Below are 21083 nucleotides of genomic sequence, written 5' to 3' on the forward strand. Positions count from 1 at the left end.
CAAGCGACAAAACGTGCGCGCCGAAATGCCGGAGATAAGGAATTTCACACAGCCGTCACGGCGTCGCCGCCCCCCGATTCAACGATAAGCCGCCATCTCGCCCACGCGCTGCGCGAGTGCGAGCGACGCGGTCAGCCCCGGCGACTCGATGCCGAACAGGTTCACGAGCCCCCGCACGCCATGCTGCGCGGCGCCCTGCACGATGAAATCGGCCGGCGGCTCGCCGGGCCCCGCGACCTTCGGCCGGATGCCCGCGTACGCCGGCTGCAGCGCGTCGTCGGGCAAGTCAGGCCAGAACGCGCGAATCGACGCGTAGAACGCGGTCGCGCGCGCGGGATCGACTTCGTAGCGCAGCGCATCGACCCATTCGACGTCCGGGCCGAAGCGCGCCTGCCCGCCGAGATCGAGCGTCAGGTGCACGCCGAGCCCAGCGCGGTCGGGCATCGGGTAGATCAGGTGCGAGAACGGTGCGCGCCCTGACAGGCTGAAGTAGTTGCCGCGCGCGAGGTAGAGCGGCGGCACCCAGCGCGGGTCGAGGCCGCGCGTGCGACGCGCCAGCGCCTGCGCGCCGAGGCCCGCGCTGTTGATCACGCAGGCGGCCTCGATCTCGGTCGGCGCGTCGCCGCCCGTGCGCACGACGAAGCGCCCGCCGCGCAGCACGTCGATCGACTCGACCGGGGATTTCAGCGCGCACACGGCGCCGTCGCGTTCCGCGTCGCCGAGCAGCGCGAGCATCAGCTGGTGGCTGTCGACGATGCCGGTGGACGGCGAGAACAGCGCCTCGACGCATTCGAGCGCGGGCTCGAGCGTCTGCGCGTCGGCGCGCGTGAGCGGCATCAGGTCGAGCACGCCGTTTTCGGTCGCGCGCGCGGCGATCGCCTTCAGCTGCTTCACTTGCGCGGCGGTCGTCGCGACGAGCAGCTTGCCGGCGCGCCGGTGCGGCACGTGATGCGTCTCGCAGAATTCGTACAGCAGGTCGCGCCCGTGCACGCACGACATCGCCTTCAGCGACCCGCGCGGATAGTAGAGCCCCGCATGGATCACTTCGCTGTTGCGCGAACTCGTACCCGTGCCGATCGCATCGGCAGCCTCGAGCACGAGCGTTTCACGCCCGCGCGCGGCCAGTTCGCGCGCAATCGCCAGACCGACGACGCCCGCGCCGATCACGACACAATCCATCTGCTCCATGACGTTTCGCGCCGCTAGCGCGTCGAGGGGAGAGAAGAGAATTGTACGTCCCGGTTCACCCGCTTGCCGAAGGTCGTGCAGCGTATCGTGACGACACCGTGCATGACGGTCGACACACGGCACGGCACACGGCGCGGCACGGCGTGCGCATGCCGCCGCCGTGCGCGCGCCGCCGGGTCAGAAGCCGATTGGCCGGCGCTTCGCGGCGCCCTCGTCGGCCCGGATGTCGCGCGGCCCGATCGCATCGCGGCCGTCGAGCCGCGCGGCGCCGAATGCGTGCAACAGCGCGCGGCGCATCGTGCGCGGCGGGGTCGCGGCCAGCACGTCGAGCGCGTCGTCGCCGAGGGTATCCGGGAAGCGCCGCCCCCACGCATGCGACGTGCGGATCTCGTCGTAGATCGTCTGCGCAATCCGGCGCGCGCCGGCCGCATCGGGCGGCTCGATCTCGTACACGTTCATCCGGTTGAGCAGCGGCTCCGGAATCGCGTGCGCCTCGTTCGCGGTCGCGATCCAGATCACGTTGCCCGCATCGATCGGCACTTCCGCGAATTCGTCGATGAACGCGCGCGCGGTGTCGTGCTCGAGCAACGCATACAGCGCGCCGAGCGGATCGTATTGCGCATCGCTGCCGGCCTTGTCGATCTCGTCGACCGCGATCACCGGGTTCGCGTAGCTGCCGTTCACGAGTGCATCGAACACCTTGCCGGGCTTCGCGTTCTTCCACTGCGACGACGCGCCCGACAGGATCCAGCCGGCCGTCAGCGAACTCATCGGCACGTAGTGGTACGCGGTGCCGAGCAGTTGCGCGAGCGCCTTCGCAAAGTGCGTCTTGCCGATGCCCGGGGGCCCGAGCAGCAGGATCGGCATCAGTTCGAGCCGGTCGTCCGTTTCGAGGCACAGCGCGACCTGCTTGCGCACGTCGTCGAGCGGCTCGGCGAAATTGGGCAATGCCTCGCCGAGCGCGTCGAACGACGGCATCCGGTTCGGCTTCACGCAGAAGCGCAGATTGCCCGTCTTGAGCATCCTCTCGTAGGTGGCGCGCAGTGCGTCGCTCGCGCTCTCGTTCAGGTCACTCAGCGCCGTCTCGACCTGCTCGAGGTCGTACACCGTGCTGAAGGACGCCACCGCCAGTTCCTGTTTCACCATCGCCGTCGTCATACCAACCTCGCTGCCGCTTGCTGTCACACGACCATCAGACCCTTACGATTTCAGTGTAGCGATCCCGCATCCCCGCGCAAGCAAGCAGCCACGCGCGTCTGCTGCTAACACCCCGCGCCCGCTGCACGCCGGCGCGCCGCGGCGTATGATCGTCGGTTCACCCACCCGCTGCACCGGCCTTGCCGACAGCGCCCGCGCGGCGCGTCGGACCCCGTCCCGAAGGTATGCCGATGTCCGTCCCCACTGCTGTCCCGCGTGCCGATGCCGATGCGATCGGCGCCGTCGACGCGGCGCTCACGTCGCGCCGCGCGATCCGCGCGTTCCTGCCGACACCCGTGCCGCGCGACACGCTCGAGGCGATCCTCGAAGCCGCGAGCCGCGCGCCGTCGGGCACCAACATCCAGCCGTGGCGCGTGTACGTCGCGACGGGTGCCACGCGCGATGCGCTCGCCGCCGCGCTCACCGCGGCCCACGACGATCCCGCGCGCGACGAGAAATACGTCGCCGAGTACGACTACTACCCGCGCGAATGGGTGTCGCCGTATATCGACCGGCGCCGCAAGGTCGGCTGGGACCTGTACGGCCTGTTGAACATCGGCCGCGACGAGAAGGCGCGCATGCATGCGCAGCACGCACGCAACTTCCGCTTCTTCGATGCACCGGTCGCGCTGTTCTTCACGCTCGACCGCGTGATGACGCACGGCGCATGGCTCGACTGCGGGATGTTCCTGCAGGGCGTGATGACGGCCGCCCGCGCACGCGGGCTCGATACCTGCCCGCAGGCCGCGTTCGTGCCGTTTCACCGGATCGTCGCCGAATACCTCGGCATTCCCGCCAACGAACAGCTGGTCTGCGGGATGTCGCTCGGCCATGCGGACCCGGATGCGATCGAGAACCGCCTCGTCACCGAGCGCGCGCCCGTCGCGGAGTTCGCGCGCTTTTTCGCTTGAAAACGCATGACGCGGCCCTACCTTTTGAACAGGACCGCATCGCGCGGCGAACCTGCCGCGGCGCGTCCTGTCACATCGCGATCGAAAACGATCGGGCGTAAGATGTGCGTCCGTTCCCCGCTATTCCGCGTTTCCGGAGACGTTTCATGCTGAAACACGGCCTGGCCGTCCTGCTCGCGAGCGTCGCGCTCGCCGCCCATGCACAGAGCCCCGCACCGGCCTCCGTCGCGTGGGAGATCCAGGTGGTGCGCGACGGTCAGACCATCGACACGTTCCAGCAGCGCACCACCGTGGGTCAGACCCGTACCGATACCCATCGCTATCCGTCCGCCGTGCCGGTCGGCTGCGGCAATGCCGCGCGTGTCGTGCCGACCGAGCGCTCGCGCTCGGTGACGGTCGCGCCGCTCACCGTCGATGCCGGCGCGAACACCGTGTCGCTCGCGCTCGACGTGCAGGAAACGATCGACGACGAAGGCGCGAAGCCGGCCGATCCGTGCCTGCCCGCGTCGCCGCGGCAAATCGTCGCGAGCCACCCCGGCCTGACGGTCGGTGGCGACGCGTGGACCGACTGGACGCTCGTCGAACAGCATCCGCACCTCGTGTACCGCGTGCGTGCGCACGTCGCGAAGGATTGAGCGTCATGTCCGCCGACGCCCTGTCCCTGCCGTTCGCCGAACCGCACGCCGCGCCCGACGAACTCACCGCGGTGAGCTGGAACCTGCACAAGGGCCGCTCGCCGCTCGGCTTCACCGCGTGGAACGCGATGCGCAACTGGATGCAGTCGACGCACGCCGACGTGTATTTCCTGCAGGAAGCGATGGCGCGCCGCATGCCGCGCCCCGTGCTCGCGCCCGGCTTCGGCGCGCCGATGGATGACGCGGTCGACGACGTATGGCACTGCCAGGCCACCGAGATCGCACATGCGCTCGACTGGCAGATCGCGCTCGGGCCGAACGTGTTCAAGCCGTCGTGGCGGCACGGCAATGCGATCCTGTCGCCGCATCCGCTCGACCTCGGCGGCCGCTGGGACATCTCGGCACACCGCTTCGAGCGGCGCGGGCTGCTGGTCGCACGCGCGACGCTCGCGGGTGCGCGCCCGGTCACGCTGCTGTGTGCGCACCTCGCGCTCACGCGCGCCGCGCGGCTGCGCCAGATGCACTGGATCGCGCACTGGATCGTGCGCAACGCAGGCGACGGCCCGCTGATGCTCGCCGGCGATTTCAACGACTGGCGCAACGATTCGGTCGCGCTGTTCGGCGAGATCGGGCTGTCCGAGGTCGCGACACTGCTCGGCGAATCGGGCCGCACGTTTCCCGCGTTCTCGCCGGCGCTCGCGCTCGACAAGATGTTCGTGCGCGGGCTGACGCCGCTCGAATGGCGCGCACCGTCCGGCGAGGCCGCGTGGCTGTCGGACCACCTGCCGTACATCGCGCGCCTGCGCCTCGATCCGCAATAACGTTCCCGGGCCGGATTTCAGCCCGCTTGCGCGCCGCCAAAGCGCGGCCGCGCGGCGCGCGCTACATTAACGGGTCGCCCTTTCCGCCAGCGCCCGCCATCGGGCTGCCCACCATGACCTACCTGCCGATCCTGCTGCAAATCGCCGTCGTCTATCTCGTCGCGGCGATCACGCCCGGCCCGAATTTCTTCATGATTTCGCAACTGTCGCTCGCGGGGCGGCGCAGCCTCGGTGCCGCGTCGGCGCTCGGTGTCGGCACCGCGTCGGTCGCATGGGCGACGCTCGCGATGCTCGGCCTCGCGGCCGTGCTGCACCAGGTCGAATGGCTGTACGAGGCGATCCGGATCGGCGGGGCCGTGTACCTCGTGTACTTCGGCTTCAAGCTGCTGCGCGCGGGCATCCGCCGCGACGCGGCGCCGGCCGACGCGCCCGACGAACGCGCGCCGCTGGCCGCGCCGCACGCGCGCGACTACCTGCGCGCGTATCGCAGCGGCCTGTTCACCTGCCTGACGAATCCGAAATCGTGTGCATTCTGGACCAGCGTGTTCGCGGCGATGCTGCCCGCGCACGTGCCGCTGTGGTTCAACGGCGCGGTGCTGGTGACGATCGGCGTGCTGTCGGCCGGCTGGTATTCGTGCGTCGCGTACCTGTTCGCGAGCCCGCGCGCGCAACGCGGCTACCGGCGCGTGCGGCGCCCGCTCGACGCGCTGTGCGGCGTGGCGCTCGTCGGCCTCGGCGCGAAACTCGCGGCCGAACGCTGAAAACCGAAAGCAGATTGAAATAATTCGTTGCGCCAAATCCGCGCGGCCACGGGGGTCAAGCCCGCGATCCGCGTCAACAGGGTAAAATAACGAGTTCCTCAATCGTCTGTCATCGAGAAGGCGCGTGTCCGACGCGCCGGCCGGCCGATCCGCGATCGGGCCGACGCACTCGGTTTTTTTGCCCGTTTTTGGGCCCGTTACTCGCGTTCGCTACGCGCGTCCGTTTTCAAAGCCATGAGCAAATACGACACCGCCACCGTCCAATCCGTCCATCACTGGACCGACACGCTGTTCAGCTTCACCTGCACCCGTGAGGCGAGCCTGCGCTTCAACAACGGCGAATTCACGATGGTCGGCCTCGAGGTCGACGGCAAGCCGCTCGCGCGCGCCTACTCGATCGTCAGCCCGAACTACGAAGAGCATCTCGAATTCTTCAGCATCAAGGTGCAGAACGGCCCGCTGACGTCGCGCCTGCAGCACCTGAAGGTGGGCGACACCGTGCTGATCGGCAAGAAGCCGACGGGCACGCTGGTCGCCGACAACCTGCTGCCGGGCAAGACGCTGTGGATGCTGTCGACGGGCACGGGCCTCGCGCCGTTCATGTCGATCATCCGCGATCCGGACATCTACGAACGCTTCGACAAGGTGATCCTGACGCACACGTGCCGCCTGAAGGGCGAGCTCGCGTACATGGACTTCATCAAGCACGACCTGCCGGGCCACGAGTACCTGGGCGACATCATCAAGGAAAAGCTCGTCTACTACCCGACGGTCACGCGCGAAGCGTTCGACAACGAGGGCCGGATCACCGACCTGATCTCGACGGGCAAGCTGTTCACCGATCTGGATGTGCCGCCGTTCTCGCCGGAAAACGACCGCGTGATGCTGTGCGGCAGCACCGCGATGCTGAAGGACACGACCGACCTGCTGAAGCAGGCCGGCCTCGTCGAAGGCAAGAACAGCGCGCCGGGCCACTACGTGATCGAGCGCGCCTTCGTGGATTGATCGATCCCCAAATTTGCGCGTCATCAAGAACCGGAGCGAAAGCTCCGGTTTTTTTTCATCCCTACTTGGCGAATTCGTAACAAATTGGGATGATCCCATCTCAAATAGTTACATTTGGATACGTCATCGTCCGGTGTTCGGGTGTCAGTGTTTTTCCTACAACACGTTCATTCCGATTATTCACATTTACCCTTAAATGTCCGCCCGACATGACCTTTTCAGAAATTTTGAGATATTATTCGCCGCGCGTGGTTGCCGTTCGGATGAGAGTGGAAGGGTCGGATGCAAGTGTTACAAGACGTAACTTTTGTTACCTCGGCAGGGGGCGATTCTCTGGCGGCGACCGTCATCGAAACGGCAGCCGATCCACGCAGCCAGCCGGTGTCTGAACCGCTTTCTGACAGCAGGGAGAGTCATGGATACGTCGCTTAACGCGCCCTTGGGCGCCCACGCCCCGTTCCCGTCGCAACCGCTCGTGCCGAGCTGCGTCGCGACTCCGCCCATCGCCGACGCCGCGTCGAAACGCGCCACCTCCGCCGCGCGGATCGCAGCGCTGTCCGCCCAACTGCTCGCCGCCGACGAAGCGGCCCGCCGCCACCTGGCCGGCGAATTGCACGACGGGCTCGGCGCCGAACTCACCGCCGCGCGTTTCGCGCTCGCAAACGTTCAAACGTGGCTGCCGGCCGATGCGCCGGACGGGTGCCTGCGCGCGCTGGAGCTGGCTCAGCAGGCGCTCGACGCCGCCACCGACGCGAATCGCCGGCTGATCGACGAGCGCGACACGCCGGCGCTCGACGCGGGCGTGGTCGGCGCGCTGTCGTCGTGGGTCGACACCCATGCGGCACGCACCGGCCTGCGCACCAGCTTCGTGTGCGCGGCCGACGCACGCCTGACGCAGATCGCCGGCGCCAGCGCGCTCGCGGTGTTCCGCGTCGCGCAGGAAGCGTTGTCGAACGTCGCGAAGCACGCGCGCGCGACGTCGGTCGACGTGCGGATCGCCACCGACCGCACGCATCTGTCACTGATTGTCTCCGACGATGGTACCGGTTTCTCCCGAAGCCGCCGCACCGGCTACGGCCTCGCCGGCATGCGCGCCCGCTGCGAGGCGTTCGGCGGCCGCTTCGAGACGGCCACGCCGGAAACCGGCCACGGCACGCGCGTCACCGCGCGCTTCGCTTGGGATTCGCTGCTCGCGGTGCCCGCCGCGGCCCGCCGCGCGTCGCTTTCGTGAGGTCGTCATGAGCCTGAACATCCTGCTCGTGGACGATCACGCGATCGTCCGGCAAGGGATCCGCCAGTTGCTGATCGACCGCGGCGTCGCGCGCGACGTCACCGAGGCCGAGAACGGCGGCGACGCGATGGCGGCCGTCGACAAGCAGGAATTCGACGTGATCCTGCTCGACATCTCGCTGCCGGACGCGAACGGCATCGAAGTGCTCAAGCGCGTCAAGCGCAAGCTGCCGCGTACGCCGGTGCTGATGTTCTCGATGTACCGCGAGGATCAGTACGCGGTACGCGCGCTGAAGGCCGGCGCCGCCGGCTACCTGTCGAAGACGGTCAATGCCGCGCAGATGATCGGCGCGATCCAGCAGGTCGCGGCCGGCCGCAAGTACGTGAGCCCCGCGATGGCCGAGGCGCTCGCCGAATACGTGTCGTTCGAGAACGAGCCGCTGCCGCACGAGAAGCTGTCCGACCGCGAATACCAGACGCTCTGCATGCTCGCGTCGGGCAAGCGGCTCACCGACATCGCGAACACGCTGTCGCTGTCCGTGAAGACGGTGAGCGTGTACCGGTCGCGGCTGCTCGAGAAGATGCGGCTGTCGAACAACGCGGAACTCACGTTCTACGTGATGAGCAACCGGCTCGTCGACATGGCGCCCACGGCCGGCGCCTGATCTCCCCGCCCCGATTCAACTGATTCAACCGACTCGTCCGATCCCGCGACGCGGCGCACGCCGCGCCGCGGCCCGCTGGCACCCGTCTGGCGCGCAAGCACTTGTTTTATCGGACGATTTCGCGGCGCGCCGCTGCGCCGCAGCGGGTTTTGTGCGCCAAATCGGCTAAAATTACGGGTTTTCACTCAATCAGCGCTACCGCACCCGCGCGCGCTGGCGATTCATCCGCAATGTCTCTCTTCCGCAAGAAAAACGTCGATCGCATGATCGCCGGCGCACATGCCGCCGGGCTCAAGAAAGCGCTCGGCGCGATCGACCTCACCTTCCTCGGCATCGGCGCGATCATCGGCACCGGCATCTTCGTGCTGACCGGCACCGGCGCCGTGCAGGCCGGCCCGGCACTGATGCTGTCGTTCGTGATCGCCGCGATCGCGTGCGGCCTCGCGGCGCTGTCGTACGCGGAATTCGCGTCGACGATCCCCGTCGCCGGCTCGATCTACACGTATTCGTACGCCACCCTCGGCGAACTCGTCGCGTGGATCATCGGCTGGGACCTGATGCTCGAATACGGCCTCGCGTCGTCGGCCGTGTCGGTCGGCTGGTCGGGCTACCTGCAGTCGCTGCTGCAGGGCTTCGGGCTGACGCTGCCCGCCGTGCTGACGGCCGCGCCCGGCGCGGTGCCGGGTGTCGTCACGTGGTTCAACCTGCCCGCGTTTCTCGTGATGATCGTGATCACGACGCTGCTGTCGATCGGCATCCGCGAGTCGACCCGCATCAACAACATCATGGTGTTCATCAAGGTGTCGGTCGTGCTGCTCGTGATCGCGGTCGGCGTGTTCCACGTGACGCCCGCGAACTGGAAGCCGTTCATGCCGCACGGCTGGAACGGCGTGTTCGGCGCGGCGGCCGTGATGTTCTTCGCGTTCATCGGCTTCGACGCGGTGTCGTCGGCGGCCGAGGAAGTGAAGAACCCGAAACGTGACCTGCCGATCGGCATCATCGCGTCGCTCGCAGTGTGCGCGGTGCTGTACGTGACGGTCGCCGCGGTCGCGACCGGCATCGTACCGTCGGCCCAGTACGCGAACATCTCGCACCCGATTTCGTACGCGCTGCAGGTTGCCGGCGAGAACTGGGTCGCGGGCTTCATCGATCTCGGCGCCGTGCTCGGCATGCTGACCGTGATCCTCGTGATGAGCTACGGCCAGACCCGCGTGATCTTCGCGATGTCGCGCGACGGGCTGCTGCCGGCGGCGCTGTCGCGCGTGCACCCGCGCTACGCGACGCCGTTCCTGACGACCTGGCTCGTCGGCCTGTTCTTCGGGCTGATCGCCGCGCTCGTGCCGCTCAACGTGCTCGCCGAACTGATCAACATCGGCACGCTTGCCGCGTTCTCGATGGTGTCGGTCGCGGTGCTCGTACTGCGCCGCACGCACCCCGACCTGCCGCGCGCGTTCCGCTGCCCCGGCGTGCCCGTGGTGCCGATCCTCGCGGTCGCGTCGTGCCTGTTCCTGATGCTGAACCTGAAGCCCATCACGTGGGCCGCATTCGGGGTGTGGCTCGTGATCGGCCTCGTGATCTACTTCCTGTACTCGCGCCACCACTCGAAGCTCGCGCACGGTCACCACGACGCGCACTGAGCGCCGTCATCGCGCGCGCCTGCCGCGCGCGATGCGCGACCACCCGCGGGACCACCACCGGCCCCGCGCGGCAACCGCCTCCCCCGAACCGGCCGCTGCGCCGCTCCCGCGCTCGATCGCTGTCCGATCGTCGCGATGTCTTGCCCGATCCTCCGAATCGGCCTGCACGCGCCACCGCACCGCCTGCGCGTGCGCGCCGCGCGGTTCATAATCCCGCCATCGAACGACGGTCCCGGGCAGCGGGCCGTCCGGCAACAGGAAGAAGATGATGGAAAGCGTCGATCTCGATGTATTGAAATCCAGCGCACGCTGGCTCGAAGAAGGGCGCCGCGTGCTGCTCGTGACGGTCGTGAAGACGTGGGGCTCGTCGCCGCGCCCCGAAGGCGCGATGCTCGCGGTGCGCGAGGACGGGCTCGTGGTCGGCTCCGTATCCGGCGGGTGCATCGAGGACGACCTGATCGCCCGCGTGCACGCAAGCGGGATCGCGGCCGACGCGCGCCCGGAAGCGCTCAAGTACGGCGTGACGGCCGAGGAAGCGCACCGCTTCGGGCTGCCTTGCGGCGGCACGATCCAGCTCGTGCTCGAGCCGCTCACGCGCGACAGCGGGATTGCCGCGCTGTGCGCGGAAGTCGAGGCCGGCCGCCTCGTCACGCGCACGATGACGCTCGCGACCGGCCGTGCTTCGCTGTCGCCCGCGCAGGCGGCCGACGGGCTCGCGTTCGACGGCGAGCGGCTCGTGACGATCCACGGGCCGCGCTACCGGATGCTCGTGATCGGCGCCGGCCAGTTGTCGCGCTATCTGTGCCAGATCGCGGTCGGGCTCGACTACCAGGTGACGGTGTGCGATCCGCGTGAGGAATACACGGATGCGTGGGACGTGCCGGGCACGCGCGTCGTGCATACGATGCCCGACGATACGGTGCTCGACATGAAGCTCGACGCGCGTTCGGCCGTGATCGCGCTCACGCACGATCCGAAGCTCGACGATCTCGCGCTGATGGAGGCGCTGAAGACACCCGCGTTCTACGTGGGCGCCCTCGGTTCGCGGCGCAACAACGCGGCACGGCGCGAGCGGTTGCGCGAATTCGACCTGAACGAAGCGGAACTGGGCCGGCTGCACGGGCCGGCCGGCATCTACATCGGCAGCCGGACGCCACCGGAAATCGCGATCTCGATCCTCGCCGAGATCACCGCCGCGAAGAACAACGTGTCGCTGCCGACGATCCTGCAGGTCGAGGGCGCGAAGGCCGCACGCGAGATCGCGGCGAACAGCGGCGCGGCCTGCGGCCTCTGAGCCGTGCCGACGCCGGCGCGCGGTCGCGCCGGGTACGCGTCCGCAGCGCGCAAAGCGGACAAAACCGACGAAACGGCACGCGCCGGCGCCAGGCCGGCGCGATGACCGCCGATCAGGTCAGGCCGGCGGCAAGCGCCGCGGCGACCGAACCCACCACCAGCACGACGCCGACCGTGCGGCGCTTGTTCAGCTCGGTCCACAGCAGCACGCCGGTCAGCGACAGCAGGATCAGCGAACCCGCGATCGTGTCCATCAGCAGCACCCAGCCGAGATTCATCCCGACACCGCGATGCAGGTTGTTCAGCGTCGTCAGGAACGTGTTGCCCGTGCGCTTCACCGCGACGTAGCCGTTGCCGACCCAGTATTCGGCCTGCAGGTTCTGATGCGGGCCGAACAGGCCCATCTGCCAGTGCTCCGGCTGCATCATGCGCTTATCGCCCCACGCCACGGGCTGTGCGGGCTCCTTGCGCATGCGGCCCGGCTTGCCGTCGAAATGCAGTTCGTGCTGCAGCCACTTCATCATCGCGGCAGGCGTCTTCGGCGCGGGATCCGGCAGCGCGATCTGCATCTCCTCGACCTGCGGCTCGCCGGTCGAAATCTTCAGCGGCGGCGCGCGGTGGTTGAGCAGCACGCCTGTCACGCCGAACAGCAGCCCGAGCACCGCGCCCCACAATCCGACCCAGCCGTGCACCTTGCGCAGCCACTTGATGAAGGTCGCGCGGCGCGAACGCTGGCGGCGCGCGGCCAGTTCGTCGTCGCTCAGCGGGCGGGCCGCCGGGTGCAGCACGGTGACGCCCGCGCGGGCAGTACCCGTCTTGGGCGGAGTGATCGTTTCGGGCGCGTTCACGCGAAAGTTTCCATTCGTTCAAAACAACGGGCGGCGCGCAGAGCATGCGCGCCGCCCGAGCAGCATGAAAATGAGAATGGATATCATTACACAAATCTATTGCCGGCTCAATCCGCCAGCGTACGTGGCGGCGCCCCCGAAGAGAGAGGAAATGCGGACGAAGCGCATGCGTTGCGCCACGATGCAGATCAATAGAACGAAAATGCCAGCAGAATGACCGTGAAAGGCCGAGACAGTATTTCGTAATAAATCACGCGGTGCCGGCCCGTCAGCGCAGCGGCGGCAGCGGAAAGCGCGGTGCGGCGTCGTCCGGCGCGGGCTCGGTGCGGTCGAGCGAGTAAAGCCAAGCGAGCAGATCTGCGACCGCCTGGTAGAGCTGTGGCGGAATCCGGTCGTCGAGGTCGACCTGCATCAGCAGCGACACCATCTCCGGCGCCGTATGCACGTACAACCCCGCATCGTGTGCGCGCGCGACGATCATCTCGGCGAGCGCGCCGTAGCCCTTTGCAACCACGCGCGGCGCCGTGTCGCCGCCCTTCGGATCGTAGACGAGCGCGGCCGCGCGCTTGCGGGACGTCATGCTCATTGCAGCGCCTCGTCGTCGGTATCCGGCGCCCGCGTCGCCGGGCCGCCGGCCGCGCCGCGCGCATACGCGGCGGCCGCCGCCTGGGCCGCAAACAGGTCGAAGCCGTCCGGGCCGTCGTCGACCGCGCGGATCGACAGCCCGCCCACCTTGAGCCCCGACACTTCGAGCCGCTGCCGCAGCGCCGCTTCGTGCCGCGTGAGACGGTCGGCGCCCGTCTGGTTCGCACGCAGCCGCGCAACCAGTTGCGTGCCGTTCAGCACCAGCTCCGCGTCGACCGTGCCGAGCGACGGCAACGTCAGCGTCAGGCGCGTGCGCCAGGCGATGCCGTCGCCCGCGCCGTCGTCGCCGCGCGGTGCGCGGCTGCCCGGATCGTCGGGTTCGATCGTCCAGTCGAGCCGCGCGCCGGGCCACGCCTCGCCCGTCCAGCGGAACTGGTCGGTCGCGAGCGCGTCGAGCTGCTGCCTGACGAGCGGCACGGCGGCCGGATGTACGGGTGCAAGCGTCTGCGTCTGTGTCTGCGAATCGGACGATGCAGTGGCCAGTTCGGCGCGCGCGGGCGTCCAGCGCGCATCGGGACGCTCGCCGAGCAGATCGGCCATGTCGGGCGACAGTGATGTGCCCTGCCGCCCGCCCGCCGGCAAGGCCTGCGCAGGATCGCGAGCCGGCGCACCGCCCTGGGCCGGCGTACCCGGCGGCGGCGCCGTCCGCGCGGTTGCAGGCAACGGCGGGTGCTGCGCGAGCAGCTCGTCGAGCACGTCGGTCGCGCCGTGCTGCGCGGCATCCGGGTCGGCCGGCGCGAGCGCGGCCGCGAGGCGTGCCTGCGGCTCGCGCATCAGCGCCGCGAGCGGACGCTGGCCCGCCAGCCACTGCGCCAGATGGGATTCGTAGAAAAGGCCGCTTTCGCTCACGGCCTGCGCGAGCGCTGCGCGCAGCGCCGCGACCGGCAGGGCCGCGGCTGCTTCGTGCACCGCCGCAGCGGACGACGCCGCGGCGGAAGCCGGCGAGGAAGACGCAGCCGGCGCGGACAAGGCCGGCGCGCGGGCCGGTACCGCCGTGTCGGTCAGCAGCACGGTGGGGTCGGCCAGCAGCGGCGCGCGCCCGGCGAGGGCCGGCGTCGAGTCGCCGCCCGCACGCGAGATCGCGTCGAGCACGCGCCCGACATCGGACAGTGCGGTCTGGGTGGAAGCGGGTGGCGCGGCGGGCGGGCTGCCGGCCGCAGGCGAAGACGACGCGCCGGCGCCCGGCGTGCCGACCTGCGCGGTCGCGCCGCCGCCGGCGGGCGCCGACACGGTGCCGGTCAGCAGGCTGTCGAGGCGGCTCGCCAGCAGCGCGGCCGCAACGGAGTCGATACCGGTCATGATCGGAGCCTGCTCACCTTGGGGTCTGTTTACATATGGAACGCACATGCGTTGCCACGAGAACGGCCGCTCGCGAGGCGCGCGACGCCGCGAATACTGACGTATTCGCAAGGAGCGCAACGCGGCGAGCGGCCGTTCTCGTGGCAACCCCTAATTAAAAAAATCAATCCACGGGAATGCCCGAAATCGCCCGCATGGCGGCGTCGTTCGTCGCTTGTTTGGCTCGGCCAAACGGCGCTCCTCACTCCTTGCCCTGCGAACGATTTCGGGCATTCGCATGCGCGTTCCATATGTAAACAGACCCCGCACTTCGTTGCGAATCCGGGAACGGCACGCCGCCGCCCGCGGGAACTGCGCGCCTGCCGCAACGGGCTCGTGCGCCCCCGCGCCCGTTTCCCCGGAAACGGGCCCTACCCGCGCGCGCGGTAGAGATCGGTCAATACCTTGGTCGAGCGCCGCGCCTCGAACAGCGCGGACAGCCGCGCGACGTCCGGGCTCGCGAGATCGCGGATCGCGGCGTCGTCGGCCAGGATGCGGCGGATCAGGTCGAGCTTGCGGCCGAGATCCGATTCGTCGAGCACGACGCCCGGATCGGCCTCCTTCAGCCCGTCCACCAGTTGCATGAATTCGGCCTGCAACTCCGGCAACGCGCTCCAGTCGGCGCTGCGGGCGGCGCCCAGCATCCGGCCCGACACGGCGGCGAGCGCCTCGTAACGTGCGAAGTATTCGGCCTTGCGATTCATCGTGATGCTTCCACTGCCTGTTGCGCGGCCATCCGCGCGACTTCCGGGGCGATCCCCGTCCATGCTTCCTCGAGCGTCGCGAGCAGCCCGTCGACCTCGACCAGCATCGCGTCGCTCGCCTGCGCGTTCGCTTCCAGCAAACGCCCGCTGATATACGCATACAGCGCGTCCAGCCGCGCCGCGATCTCGCCGCCCGCGTCGCGGTTCAGCGACGCCTTCAGTCCACTCTCGACGATCCGGATCGCCTTGCCGATCGCTTCACCGCGCGCGGGCACATTGCCCTGCTGCAAATGCATGCGCGCGAGCGCCACCGCCTGCCGCGCGCCCTGGTACAGCATCGCGATCAACCGGTGCGGGGAGGCGCCCATCACCCCGGTCTCGACGCCGACACGCGCGTATGCACTGGCTCCAGCGTGTCCTGGGGAAAACATGCGCTTCTCCTTGTTATGCCTTGGCTATACGGGAACCGACATCGTGCATCGCACGACGCGGCCTTCACCGGAGTTATCGGAAGGGATCGGGAAAGCTTTAGGCAAGCGGGGCCTGCCCTGCGGCGGCAGGGCCAGCCCGGAGGGGCTCACCGGATCGCAGTCCCCGGATAGCCAACCCCGGTGGCCGTCCCCGGTAGCCGTCCTGTCACACCGACATCTGCATGATGTCGTTGTAAGCGCTCACGAGCTTGTTGCGGACCTGGAGCCCGAACTGGAAGCCGATGTTGGCTTTCTGCATGTCGACCATCACGTCGTTCAGCGACACGTTCGGCGCGCCGACCTCGAACGCCTGCGCCTCGCCGAGCGCGTGCTGCTGGTCGCCGCTGATCTTGTCGAGCGACGCCTTCATCGCGCTCGCGAACGTGCCGGCCGTCGCCGCGCCCGAGCCGGCCAGCGCCGCCGCCGGGCTCGCGACGCCGCCGGAAGCCTGCGCCGCCATCGACTGCATCTGTTGCAACACCGAACCGATTCCGCTGACGTTCGCAGTCATGCTGTCCCCAAAACTGAGAGAAGAGGCCCGGACGCACCGGGGGATCCGCCGGCGCCGCACCACGCGCACCATGCCGGATCGCGAAAAAGGATAGCAGCGCGCCGCGCGTCAAAGCCGAGAAAGTACGGGGGAAACCCCGCTCTTTTCGGTCGATCGGAGTCCGGCCCGGGTCACGATAATCGCATCGTGTCATTGTCCGCCCGCTCGTCCGAGCGAGCTCAGTCGTCCCGCTCCGGAGAAACTCGACGCATGGATTCGCAGGCCAACTCGCTGATCAACCCAGACGCCCGCGCGGGCCTCGCCAGCCCGGCGCCCGGCGCCGCCGCGGCCGCCGCGTTGCCGGGCGCGGGTGGCGCAGGCGCGGACTTCGGGCTTGGCGGCTTCGCGGAACGCATTCCCGGCATCTCGCGGATGAAGGGCAACCCGAAGCTGCCGTTCCTGATCGCCGTCGCGTTCGCGATCGCCGTGATCACCGCGCTGGTGCTGTGGAGCCGCGCGCCCGACTACCGCGTGCTGTACAGCAACCTGTCGGATCGCGACGGCGGCGCGATCATTGCCGCGCTCCAGCAGGCAAACGTTCCCTACAAGTTCGCCGATGCCGGCGGCGCGATCCTCGTGCCGTCGAACCAGGTGCATGAAACGCGCCTGAAGCTCGCCGCGATGGGGCTGCCGAAGGGCGGCTCGGTCGGCTTCGAGCTGATGGACAACCAGAAATTCGGCATCAGCCAGTTCGCCGAACAGATCAACTACCAGCGCGCGCTCGAAGGCGAGCTGCAGCGCACCATCGAATCGATCAACGCCGTGCGCGGCGCGCGCGTGCATCTCGCGATCCCGAAGCCGTCGGTGTTCGTGCGCGACAAGGAAGCGCCGAGCGCGTCGGTGTTCGTCGACCTCTACCCGGGTCGCGTGCTCGACGAGGGCCAGGTTCAGGCAATCACGCGGATGGTGTCGTCCGGCGTGCCCGACATGCCCGCGAAGAACGTGACGATCGTCGACCAGGACGGCAACCTGCTGACCCAGACCGCGTCGGCATCCGGTCTCGACGCAAGCCAGCTCAAGTACGTGCAGCAGGTCGAGCACAACACGCAGAAGCGCATCGACGCGATCCTCGCGCCGATCTTCGGCGCGGGCAACGCGCGCTCGCAGGTCAGCGCGGACCTCGACTTCTCGAAGATCGAGCAGACGTCGGAAAGCTACGGCCCGAACGGCGTGCCGCAGCAGGCCGCGATCCGCAGCCAGCAGACCAGCAGCTCGACCGAACTCGCGCAGGGCGGCGCGTCGGGCGTGCCGGGCGCGCTGTCGAACACGCCGCCGCAGCCGGCATCCGCGCCGATCGTCGCCGGCAACGGCCCGAACGCGCCGCAGACGACGCCCGTGAGCGACCGCAAGGACCAGACGACCAACTACGAGGTGGACAAGACGATCCGCCATCTCGAACAGCCGATGGGCAGCGTGAAGCGGCTGTCGGTCGCGGTCGTCGTCAACTACCAGCCGGTCGCCGACGCGAAGGGCCACGTGACGATGCAGCCGCTGCCGCCCGCGAAGCTCGCGCAGGTCGAACAGCTCGTGAAGGACGCGATGGGCTACGACGAGAAGCGCGGCGACTCGGTGAACGTCGTGAACAGCGCGTTCTCGACCGTCAGCGACCCGTACGCCGACCTGCCGTGGTGGCGCCAGCCCGACATGATCGAGATGGCGAAGGAAGCCGCGAAGTGGCTCGGCATCGCGGCGGCCGCGGCGGCGCTGTATTTCATGTTCGTGCGCCCGGCGATGCGCCGCGCGTTCCCGCCGCCCGAACCGGCCGCGCCGGCGCTCGCGGCGCCGGACGATCCGGTCGCGCTCGACGGCCTGCCGGCACCGGTCAAGAACGAGGAACCCGATCCGATGCTGCTGGGCTTCGAAAACGAGAAGAACCGCTACGAACGCAACCTCGACTACGCGCGCACGATCGCCCGCCAGGATCCGAAGATCGTCGCGACCGTCGTGAAGAACTGGGTGTCCGATGAACGCTGAAGGCTTGACCAAGAGCGCGCTGCTGCTGATGTCGATCGGCGAGGAAGAGGCCGCGCAGGTATTCAAGTTCCTCGCGCCGCGCGAGGTGCAGAAGATCGGCGCCGCGATGGCCGCGCTGAAGAACGTCACGCGCGAGCAGGTCGAGGACGTGCTGCAGGAATTCGCGAAGGAAGCCGAGCAGCACACCGCGCTGTCGCTCGACTCGAGCGAGTACATCCGCTCGGTGCTGACCAAGGCGCTCGGCGAGGACAAGGCCGGCGTGCTGATCGACCGCATCCTGCAGGGCAGCGACACGAGCGGCATCGAGGGCCTGAAGTGGATGGACTCGGGCGCGGTGGCCGAACTGATCAAGAACGAGCATCCGCAGATCATCGCGACGATCCTCGTGCACCTCGACCGCGACCAGGCGTCCGAGATCGCGTCGTGCTTCGCCGAACGGCTGCGCAACGACGTGATGCTGCGGATCGCGACCCTCGACGGCATCCAGCCGGCCGCGCTGCGCGAGCTCGACGACGTGCTCACCGGCCTGCTGTCCGGCAGCGACAACCTGAAGCGCAGCCCGATGGGCGGCATCCGCACTGCGGCCGAGATCCTGAACTTCATGACGAGCGTGCATGAGGAAGGCGTGCTCGAGAGCGTGCGCCAGTACGACGCCGATCTCGCGCAGAAGATCGTCGACCAGATGTTCGTGTTCGAGAACCTGCTCGACCTCGAGGATCGCGCGATCCAGATGGTGCTCAAGGAAGTCGAGTCGGAAACGCTGATCATCGCGCTGAAGGGCGCGCCGCCCGCGCTGCGCCAGAAGTTCCTCGCGAACATGTCGCAGCGCGCGGCCGAACTGCTCGCCGAGGATCTCGACGCGCGCGGCCCGGTGCGCGTGTCCGAAGTCGAGACGCAGCAGCGCCGCATCCTGCAGATCGTGCGCAACCTGGCCGAGAGCGGCGCGATCGCGATCGGCGGCAAGGCGGAAGACGCATATGTCTGATTCGGCGAGCGATCGCGCGGGCACCCTCACCGCGTACCAGCGGTGGGAGATGGCGTCGTTCGACCCGCCGCCGCCCCCGCCGCCGCCCGACGACGCGGCCGCGGCGGCCGCCGCGCTCGCCGAGGAACTGCAGCGCGTGCGCGACGCCGCGCACGCCGAAGGCCATGCGGCCGGCCACGTCGAAGGCCAGGCACTCGGCTACCAGGCCGGTTTCGAGCAGGGCCGCGAACGCGGCTTCGAGGCCGGCCAGGCCGACGCACGCGAACAGGCCGCGGCGCTCGCGGCGCTGGCCGCGTCGTTCCGCGAGGCCGTGTCGACGGTCGAGCACGATCTCGCCGCCGACCTCGCGCAGCTCGCGCTCGACATCGCGCAGCAGGTCGTGCGCCAGCACGTGAAGCACGACCCGGCCGCGCTCGTCGCGGCCGTGCGCGACGTGCTCGCGGCCGAACCCGCGCTGTCCGGCGCGCCGCATCTCGCGGTGAATCCGGCCGACCTGCCCGTCGTCGAAGCCTATCTGCAGGACGATCTCGACACGCTCGGCTGGAACGTGCGCACCGACGCGTCGATCGAGCGCGGCGGCTGCCGCGCGCACGCCGCGACCGGCGAGGTCGACGCGACGCTGCCCACGCGCTGGCAGCGCGTCGCCGCCGCGATCGGCAAGGTGAGCACGTGGTGACGCGGCCGCCCGAGGCGCTCGCGCACGACGGCCTGACGCCGCTGGAGCGCGAACTCGCGCTCGCGTCGTTCGGCCCCGACGCCGCGCACGACACCGCACATGACACCACCCCGCACGGCGCCGCTACGGCGGCCGACGCCTCCGGCGCCACGCCGCGCGCGCCGCACAACCCGCATCTCGCGCACTGGCGCACCCACCTGAACGGGCTCGCCGCGCGCAGCCACCGCGCGCTGCCGCTGCGGCCGTGCGGGCGCCTCACGCGCGCGGCCGGCCTCGTGCTCGAGGCGATCGGGCTGCGCCTGTCGGTCGGCGCCGAATGCACGATCGAACTGCCGCCCGGCAGCACGCTGCCGCACGCGGAAGCCGAAGTCGTCGGCTTCGCCGGCGATCGCCTGTTCCTGATGCCGACCACCGACGTCGCGGGCGTGCTGCCCGGCGCGCGCGTGTGGCCGCGCGAAAGCGCGCCCGTCACCGATCCGCTGGCGGGCGCCAAGCGCCTGCCGGTCGGCTGGGAGATGCTCGGGCGCGTCGTCGATGCGTCGGGCCGCCCGCTCGACGGCCTCGGCCCGCTCGCGTCGAAGGTCGACGCGCCGCTGTCGGCGCCGTCGATCAACCCGCTCGAGCGCGAACCGATCCACCACGTGCTCGACGTCGGCGTGCGCGCGATCAACGCGCTGCTCACCGTCGGCCGCGGGCAGCGGATGGGCCTGTTCGCGGGCTCCGGCGTCGGCAAGTCGGTGCTGCTCGGCACGATGGCGCGCTACACCAGCGCGGAAGTGATCGTGATCGGGCTGATCGGCGAACGCGGCCGCGAAGTGAAGGAATTCATCGAACAGATCCTCGGCGAGGACGGGCTCGCGCGCTCGGTCGTCGTCGCGGCGCCGGCCGACGTGTCACCGCTGCTGCGGATGCAGGGCGCGGCCTACGCGACGTCGCTCGCCGAGTATTTCCGCGACCAGGGCAAGCACGTGCTGCTGCTGATGGATTCGCTGACCCGCTACGCGATGGCGCAGCGCGAGATCGCGCTCGCAATCGGCGAGCCGCCGGCGACGAAGGGCTACCCGCCGTCGGTGTTCGCGAAGCTGCCCGCGCTCGTCGAGCGCACCGGCAACGGGCCGGAAGGCGGCGGCTCGATCACCGCGTTCTACACGGTGCTGACCGAAGGCGACGACCAGCAGGACCCGATCGCCGATTCGGCACGCGCGATCCTCGACGGCCACGTCGTGCTGTCGCGCGCGCTCGCCGAGGCCGGCCACTATCCGGCGATCGACATCGAGGCGTCGATCAGCCGCGCGATGACCGCACTGATCGACGAAACGCATCTCGACCATGTCCGGCAGTTCAAGCAAATGCTGTCGCGCTACCAGCGCAATCGCGACCTGATCGCGGTCGGCGCGTACGCGCCCGGCCGCGACGCGCAGCTCGATCGCGCGATCGCACTCTACCCGCGCATCGAGGCATTCCTGCAGCAGGGCTTTCGCGAATGCGCGCCGTTCGCGTCGAGCCTCGCCGGGCTCGATGCACTGTTCGACGCTTACGGAGGCTGATCC

The 21083-nt window shown here is 69.1% G+C and carries 21 protein-coding genes; 13 read left to right on the forward strand and 8 right to left on the reverse strand.

The window, feature by feature from the left end; all coding sequences use genetic code 11:
* Window positions 1-78: 78 nt before the first annotated feature.
* Window positions 79-1188, reverse strand: a complete 1110-nt coding sequence (locus ACN8ZM_RS16355) for an NAD(P)/FAD-dependent oxidoreductase (RefSeq protein WP_043184669.1) — start codon at window positions 1186-1188, stop codon at window positions 79-81.
* Window positions 1189-1365: 177 nt separating this feature from the next.
* Window positions 1366-2346 carry an AAA family ATPase gene (locus tag ACN8ZM_RS16360; protein WP_043184670.1) on the reverse strand — a complete coding sequence of 327 codons (981 nt, stop codon included), beginning with the start codon at window positions 2344-2346 and terminating at the stop codon, window positions 1366-1368.
* A 230-nt stretch (window positions 2347-2576) separates the two neighbouring features.
* On the opposite strand from ACN8ZM_RS16360, the gene ACN8ZM_RS16365 reads away from it, so the two are divergent.
* The 9 genes from ACN8ZM_RS16365 to ACN8ZM_RS16405 all read left to right on the forward strand — a co-directional run bounded on the left by ACN8ZM_RS16365 (window position 2577) and on the right by ACN8ZM_RS16405 (window position 11344).
* Window positions 2577-3296 (forward strand): nitroreductase, encoded by a 720-nt coding sequence (locus tag ACN8ZM_RS16365; protein ID WP_420210301.1) that lies wholly within the window; start codon window positions 2577-2579, stop codon window positions 3294-3296.
* A gap of 146 nt (window positions 3297-3442) precedes the next feature.
* Window positions 3443-3931 (forward strand): hypothetical protein, encoded by a 489-nt coding sequence (locus ACN8ZM_RS16370; protein WP_043184671.1) that lies wholly within the window; start codon window positions 3443-3445, stop codon window positions 3929-3931.
* Window positions 3932-3936: 5 nt separating this feature from the next.
* Complete coding sequence (locus ACN8ZM_RS16375; protein ID WP_011353499.1) at window positions 3937-4752, forward strand: endonuclease/exonuclease/phosphatase family protein; 816 nt, start codon at window positions 3937-3939, stop codon at window positions 4750-4752.
* A 113-nt stretch (window positions 4753-4865) separates the two neighbouring features.
* Window positions 4866-5513 carry a LysE family translocator gene (locus ACN8ZM_RS16380; protein ID WP_043184672.1) on the forward strand — a complete coding sequence of 216 codons (648 nt, stop codon included), beginning with the start codon at window positions 4866-4868 and terminating at the stop codon, window positions 5511-5513.
* 234 nt (window positions 5514-5747) lie between these two features.
* Window positions 5748-6518 carry a ferredoxin--NADP reductase gene (locus ACN8ZM_RS16385; protein ID WP_043184673.1) on the forward strand — a complete coding sequence of 257 codons (771 nt, stop codon included), beginning with the start codon at window positions 5748-5750 and terminating at the stop codon, window positions 6516-6518.
* A gap of 415 nt (window positions 6519-6933) precedes the next feature.
* On the forward strand, window positions 6934-7749 hold the full coding sequence (rqpS, locus tag ACN8ZM_RS16390) for a quorum system sensor histidine kinase RqpS (RefSeq protein ID WP_420210302.1): 816 nt from the start codon (window positions 6934-6936) through the stop codon (window positions 7747-7749).
* A gap of 7 nt (window positions 7750-7756) precedes the next feature.
* On the forward strand, window positions 7757-8413 hold the full coding sequence (rqpR, locus tag ACN8ZM_RS16395) for a response regulator transcription factor RqpR (RefSeq protein ID WP_420210303.1): 657 nt from the start codon (window positions 7757-7759) through the stop codon (window positions 8411-8413).
* 230 nt (window positions 8414-8643) lie between these two features.
* Entirely contained in the window at window positions 8644-10050 is a 1407-nt protein-coding gene (locus ACN8ZM_RS16400) for an amino acid permease (protein ID WP_089451416.1), read from the forward strand.
* 268 nt (window positions 10051-10318) lie between these two features.
* Window positions 10319-11344 (forward strand): XdhC family protein, encoded by a 1026-nt coding sequence (locus ACN8ZM_RS16405; protein ID WP_043184677.1) that lies wholly within the window; start codon window positions 10319-10321, stop codon window positions 11342-11344.
* 112 nt (window positions 11345-11456) lie between these two features.
* Here ACN8ZM_RS16405 and ACN8ZM_RS16410 read toward each other — a convergent pair whose 3' ends face one another.
* The 6 genes from ACN8ZM_RS16410 to fliE all read right to left on the reverse strand — a co-directional run bounded on the left by ACN8ZM_RS16410 (window position 11457) and on the right by fliE (window position 15859).
* Window positions 11457-12191 (reverse strand): PepSY-associated TM helix domain-containing protein, encoded by a 735-nt coding sequence (locus tag ACN8ZM_RS16410; RefSeq protein WP_420210304.1) that lies wholly within the window; start codon window positions 12189-12191, stop codon window positions 11457-11459.
* 268 nt (window positions 12192-12459) lie between these two features.
* On the reverse strand, window positions 12460-12777 hold the full coding sequence (locus tag ACN8ZM_RS16415) for an EscU/YscU/HrcU family type III secretion system export apparatus switch protein (RefSeq protein WP_301769699.1): 318 nt from the start codon (window positions 12775-12777) through the stop codon (window positions 12460-12462).
* Window positions 12774-14135: a flagellar hook-length control protein FliK gene (locus tag ACN8ZM_RS16420; RefSeq protein WP_420210305.1), complete on the reverse strand. Its 1362-nt coding sequence runs from the start codon at window positions 14133-14135 to the stop codon at window positions 12774-12776. The genes ACN8ZM_RS16415 and ACN8ZM_RS16420 overlap by 4 nt, the downstream gene beginning before the upstream one ends.
* A 410-nt stretch (window positions 14136-14545) precedes the next feature.
* Complete coding sequence (locus ACN8ZM_RS16425) at window positions 14546-14878, reverse strand: flagellar protein FliT (RefSeq protein WP_043184681.1); 333 nt, start codon at window positions 14876-14878, stop codon at window positions 14546-14548.
* Entirely contained in the window at window positions 14875-15309 is a 435-nt protein-coding gene (gene fliS / locus ACN8ZM_RS16430) for a flagellar export chaperone FliS (RefSeq protein WP_420210306.1), read from the reverse strand. The genes ACN8ZM_RS16425 and fliS overlap by 4 nt, the downstream gene beginning before the upstream one ends.
* A gap of 205 nt (window positions 15310-15514) precedes the next feature.
* Entirely contained in the window at window positions 15515-15859 is a 345-nt protein-coding gene (fliE, locus tag ACN8ZM_RS16435) for a flagellar hook-basal body complex protein FliE (protein ID WP_420210307.1), read from the reverse strand.
* A gap of 249 nt (window positions 15860-16108) precedes the next feature.
* On the opposite strand from fliE, the gene fliF reads away from it, so the two are divergent.
* The 4 genes from fliF to fliI are packed head-to-tail and all read left to right on the forward strand — an operon-like array spanning window position 16109 to window position 21080.
* A complete protein-coding gene (gene fliF, locus ACN8ZM_RS16440) occupies window positions 16109-17872 on the forward strand; it encodes a flagellar basal-body MS-ring/collar protein FliF (protein ID WP_043184684.1) in 1764 nt (587 codons plus the stop codon).
* Window positions 17862-18857 carry a flagellar motor switch protein FliG gene (gene fliG, locus ACN8ZM_RS16445; RefSeq protein WP_043184685.1) on the forward strand — a complete coding sequence of 332 codons (996 nt, stop codon included), beginning with the start codon at window positions 17862-17864 and terminating at the stop codon, window positions 18855-18857. Before fliF ends, fliG begins: the two co-directional genes overlap by 11 nt.
* Window positions 18850-19533, forward strand: coding sequence for a flagellar assembly protein FliH (gene fliH / locus ACN8ZM_RS16450; RefSeq protein WP_043184688.1), 684 nt, complete (start codon window positions 18850-18852; stop codon window positions 19531-19533). The genes fliG and fliH overlap by 8 nt, the downstream gene beginning before the upstream one ends.
* Window positions 19527-21080 (forward strand): flagellar protein export ATPase FliI, encoded by a 1554-nt coding sequence (gene fliI / locus ACN8ZM_RS16455; protein WP_089451419.1) that lies wholly within the window; start codon window positions 19527-19529, stop codon window positions 21078-21080. Before fliH ends, fliI begins: the two co-directional genes overlap by 7 nt.
* The last annotated feature ends 3 nt before the right edge of the window (window positions 21081-21083 follow it).

The organism is Burkholderia aenigmatica (genome assembly GCF_048627025.1).
Lineage (GTDB): Bacteria > Pseudomonadota > Gammaproteobacteria > Burkholderiales > Burkholderiaceae > Burkholderia > Burkholderia aenigmatica.

Excerpts from the sequence above, each read along its gene's own strand:
- rqpS (WP_420210302.1), top strand. The coding sequence starts at position 6,934 with ATGGATACGTCGCTTAACGCGCCCTTGGGCGCCCACGCCCCGTTCCCG.
- ACN8ZM_RS16400 (WP_089451416.1), top strand. The coding sequence starts at position 8,644 with ATGTCTCTCTTCCGCAAGAAAAACGTCGATCGCATGATCGCCGGCGCA.
- fliG (WP_043184685.1), top strand. The coding sequence starts at position 17,862 with ATGAACGCTGAAGGCTTGACCAAGAGCGCGCTGCTGCTGATGTCGATC.
- ACN8ZM_RS16375 (WP_011353499.1), top strand. The coding sequence starts at position 3,937 with ATGTCCGCCGACGCCCTGTCCCTGCCGTTCGCCGAACCGCACGCCGCG.
- ACN8ZM_RS16425 (WP_043184681.1), bottom strand. The coding sequence starts at position 14,878 with ATGAATCGCAAGGCCGAATACTTCGCACGTTACGAGGCGCTCGCCGCC.
- ACN8ZM_RS16365 (WP_420210301.1), top strand. The coding sequence starts at position 2,577 with ATGTCCGTCCCCACTGCTGTCCCGCGTGCCGATGCCGATGCGATCGGC.
- ACN8ZM_RS16360 (WP_043184670.1), bottom strand. The coding sequence starts at position 2,346 with ATGACGACGGCGATGGTGAAACAGGAACTGGCGGTGGCGTCCTTCAGC.
- ACN8ZM_RS16420 (WP_420210305.1), bottom strand. The coding sequence starts at position 14,135 with ATGACCGGTATCGACTCCGTTGCGGCCGCGCTGCTGGCGAGCCGCCTC.
- fliE (WP_420210307.1), bottom strand. The coding sequence starts at position 15,859 with ATGACTGCGAACGTCAGCGGAATCGGTTCGGTGTTGCAACAGATGCAG.
- ACN8ZM_RS16355 (WP_043184669.1), bottom strand. The coding sequence starts at position 1,188 with ATGGAGCAGATGGATTGTGTCGTGATCGGCGCGGGCGTCGTCGGTCTG.
- rqpR (WP_420210303.1), top strand. The coding sequence starts at position 7,757 with ATGAGCCTGAACATCCTGCTCGTGGACGATCACGCGATCGTCCGGCAA.
- ACN8ZM_RS16415 (WP_301769699.1), bottom strand. The coding sequence starts at position 12,777 with ATGAGCATGACGTCCCGCAAGCGCGCGGCCGCGCTCGTCTACGATCCG.
- ACN8ZM_RS16405 (WP_043184677.1), top strand. The coding sequence starts at position 10,319 with ATGGAAAGCGTCGATCTCGATGTATTGAAATCCAGCGCACGCTGGCTC.
- ACN8ZM_RS16370 (WP_043184671.1), top strand. The coding sequence starts at position 3,443 with ATGCTGAAACACGGCCTGGCCGTCCTGCTCGCGAGCGTCGCGCTCGCC.
- fliF (WP_043184684.1), top strand. The coding sequence starts at position 16,109 with ATGGATTCGCAGGCCAACTCGCTGATCAACCCAGACGCCCGCGCGGGC.
- fliH (WP_043184688.1), top strand. The coding sequence starts at position 18,850 with ATGTCTGATTCGGCGAGCGATCGCGCGGGCACCCTCACCGCGTACCAG.
- fliS (WP_420210306.1), bottom strand. The coding sequence starts at position 15,309 with ATGTTTTCCCCAGGACACGCTGGAGCCAGTGCATACGCGCGTGTCGGC.
- ACN8ZM_RS16385 (WP_043184673.1), top strand. The coding sequence starts at position 5,748 with ATGAGCAAATACGACACCGCCACCGTCCAATCCGTCCATCACTGGACC.
- ACN8ZM_RS16380 (WP_043184672.1), top strand. The coding sequence starts at position 4,866 with ATGACCTACCTGCCGATCCTGCTGCAAATCGCCGTCGTCTATCTCGTC.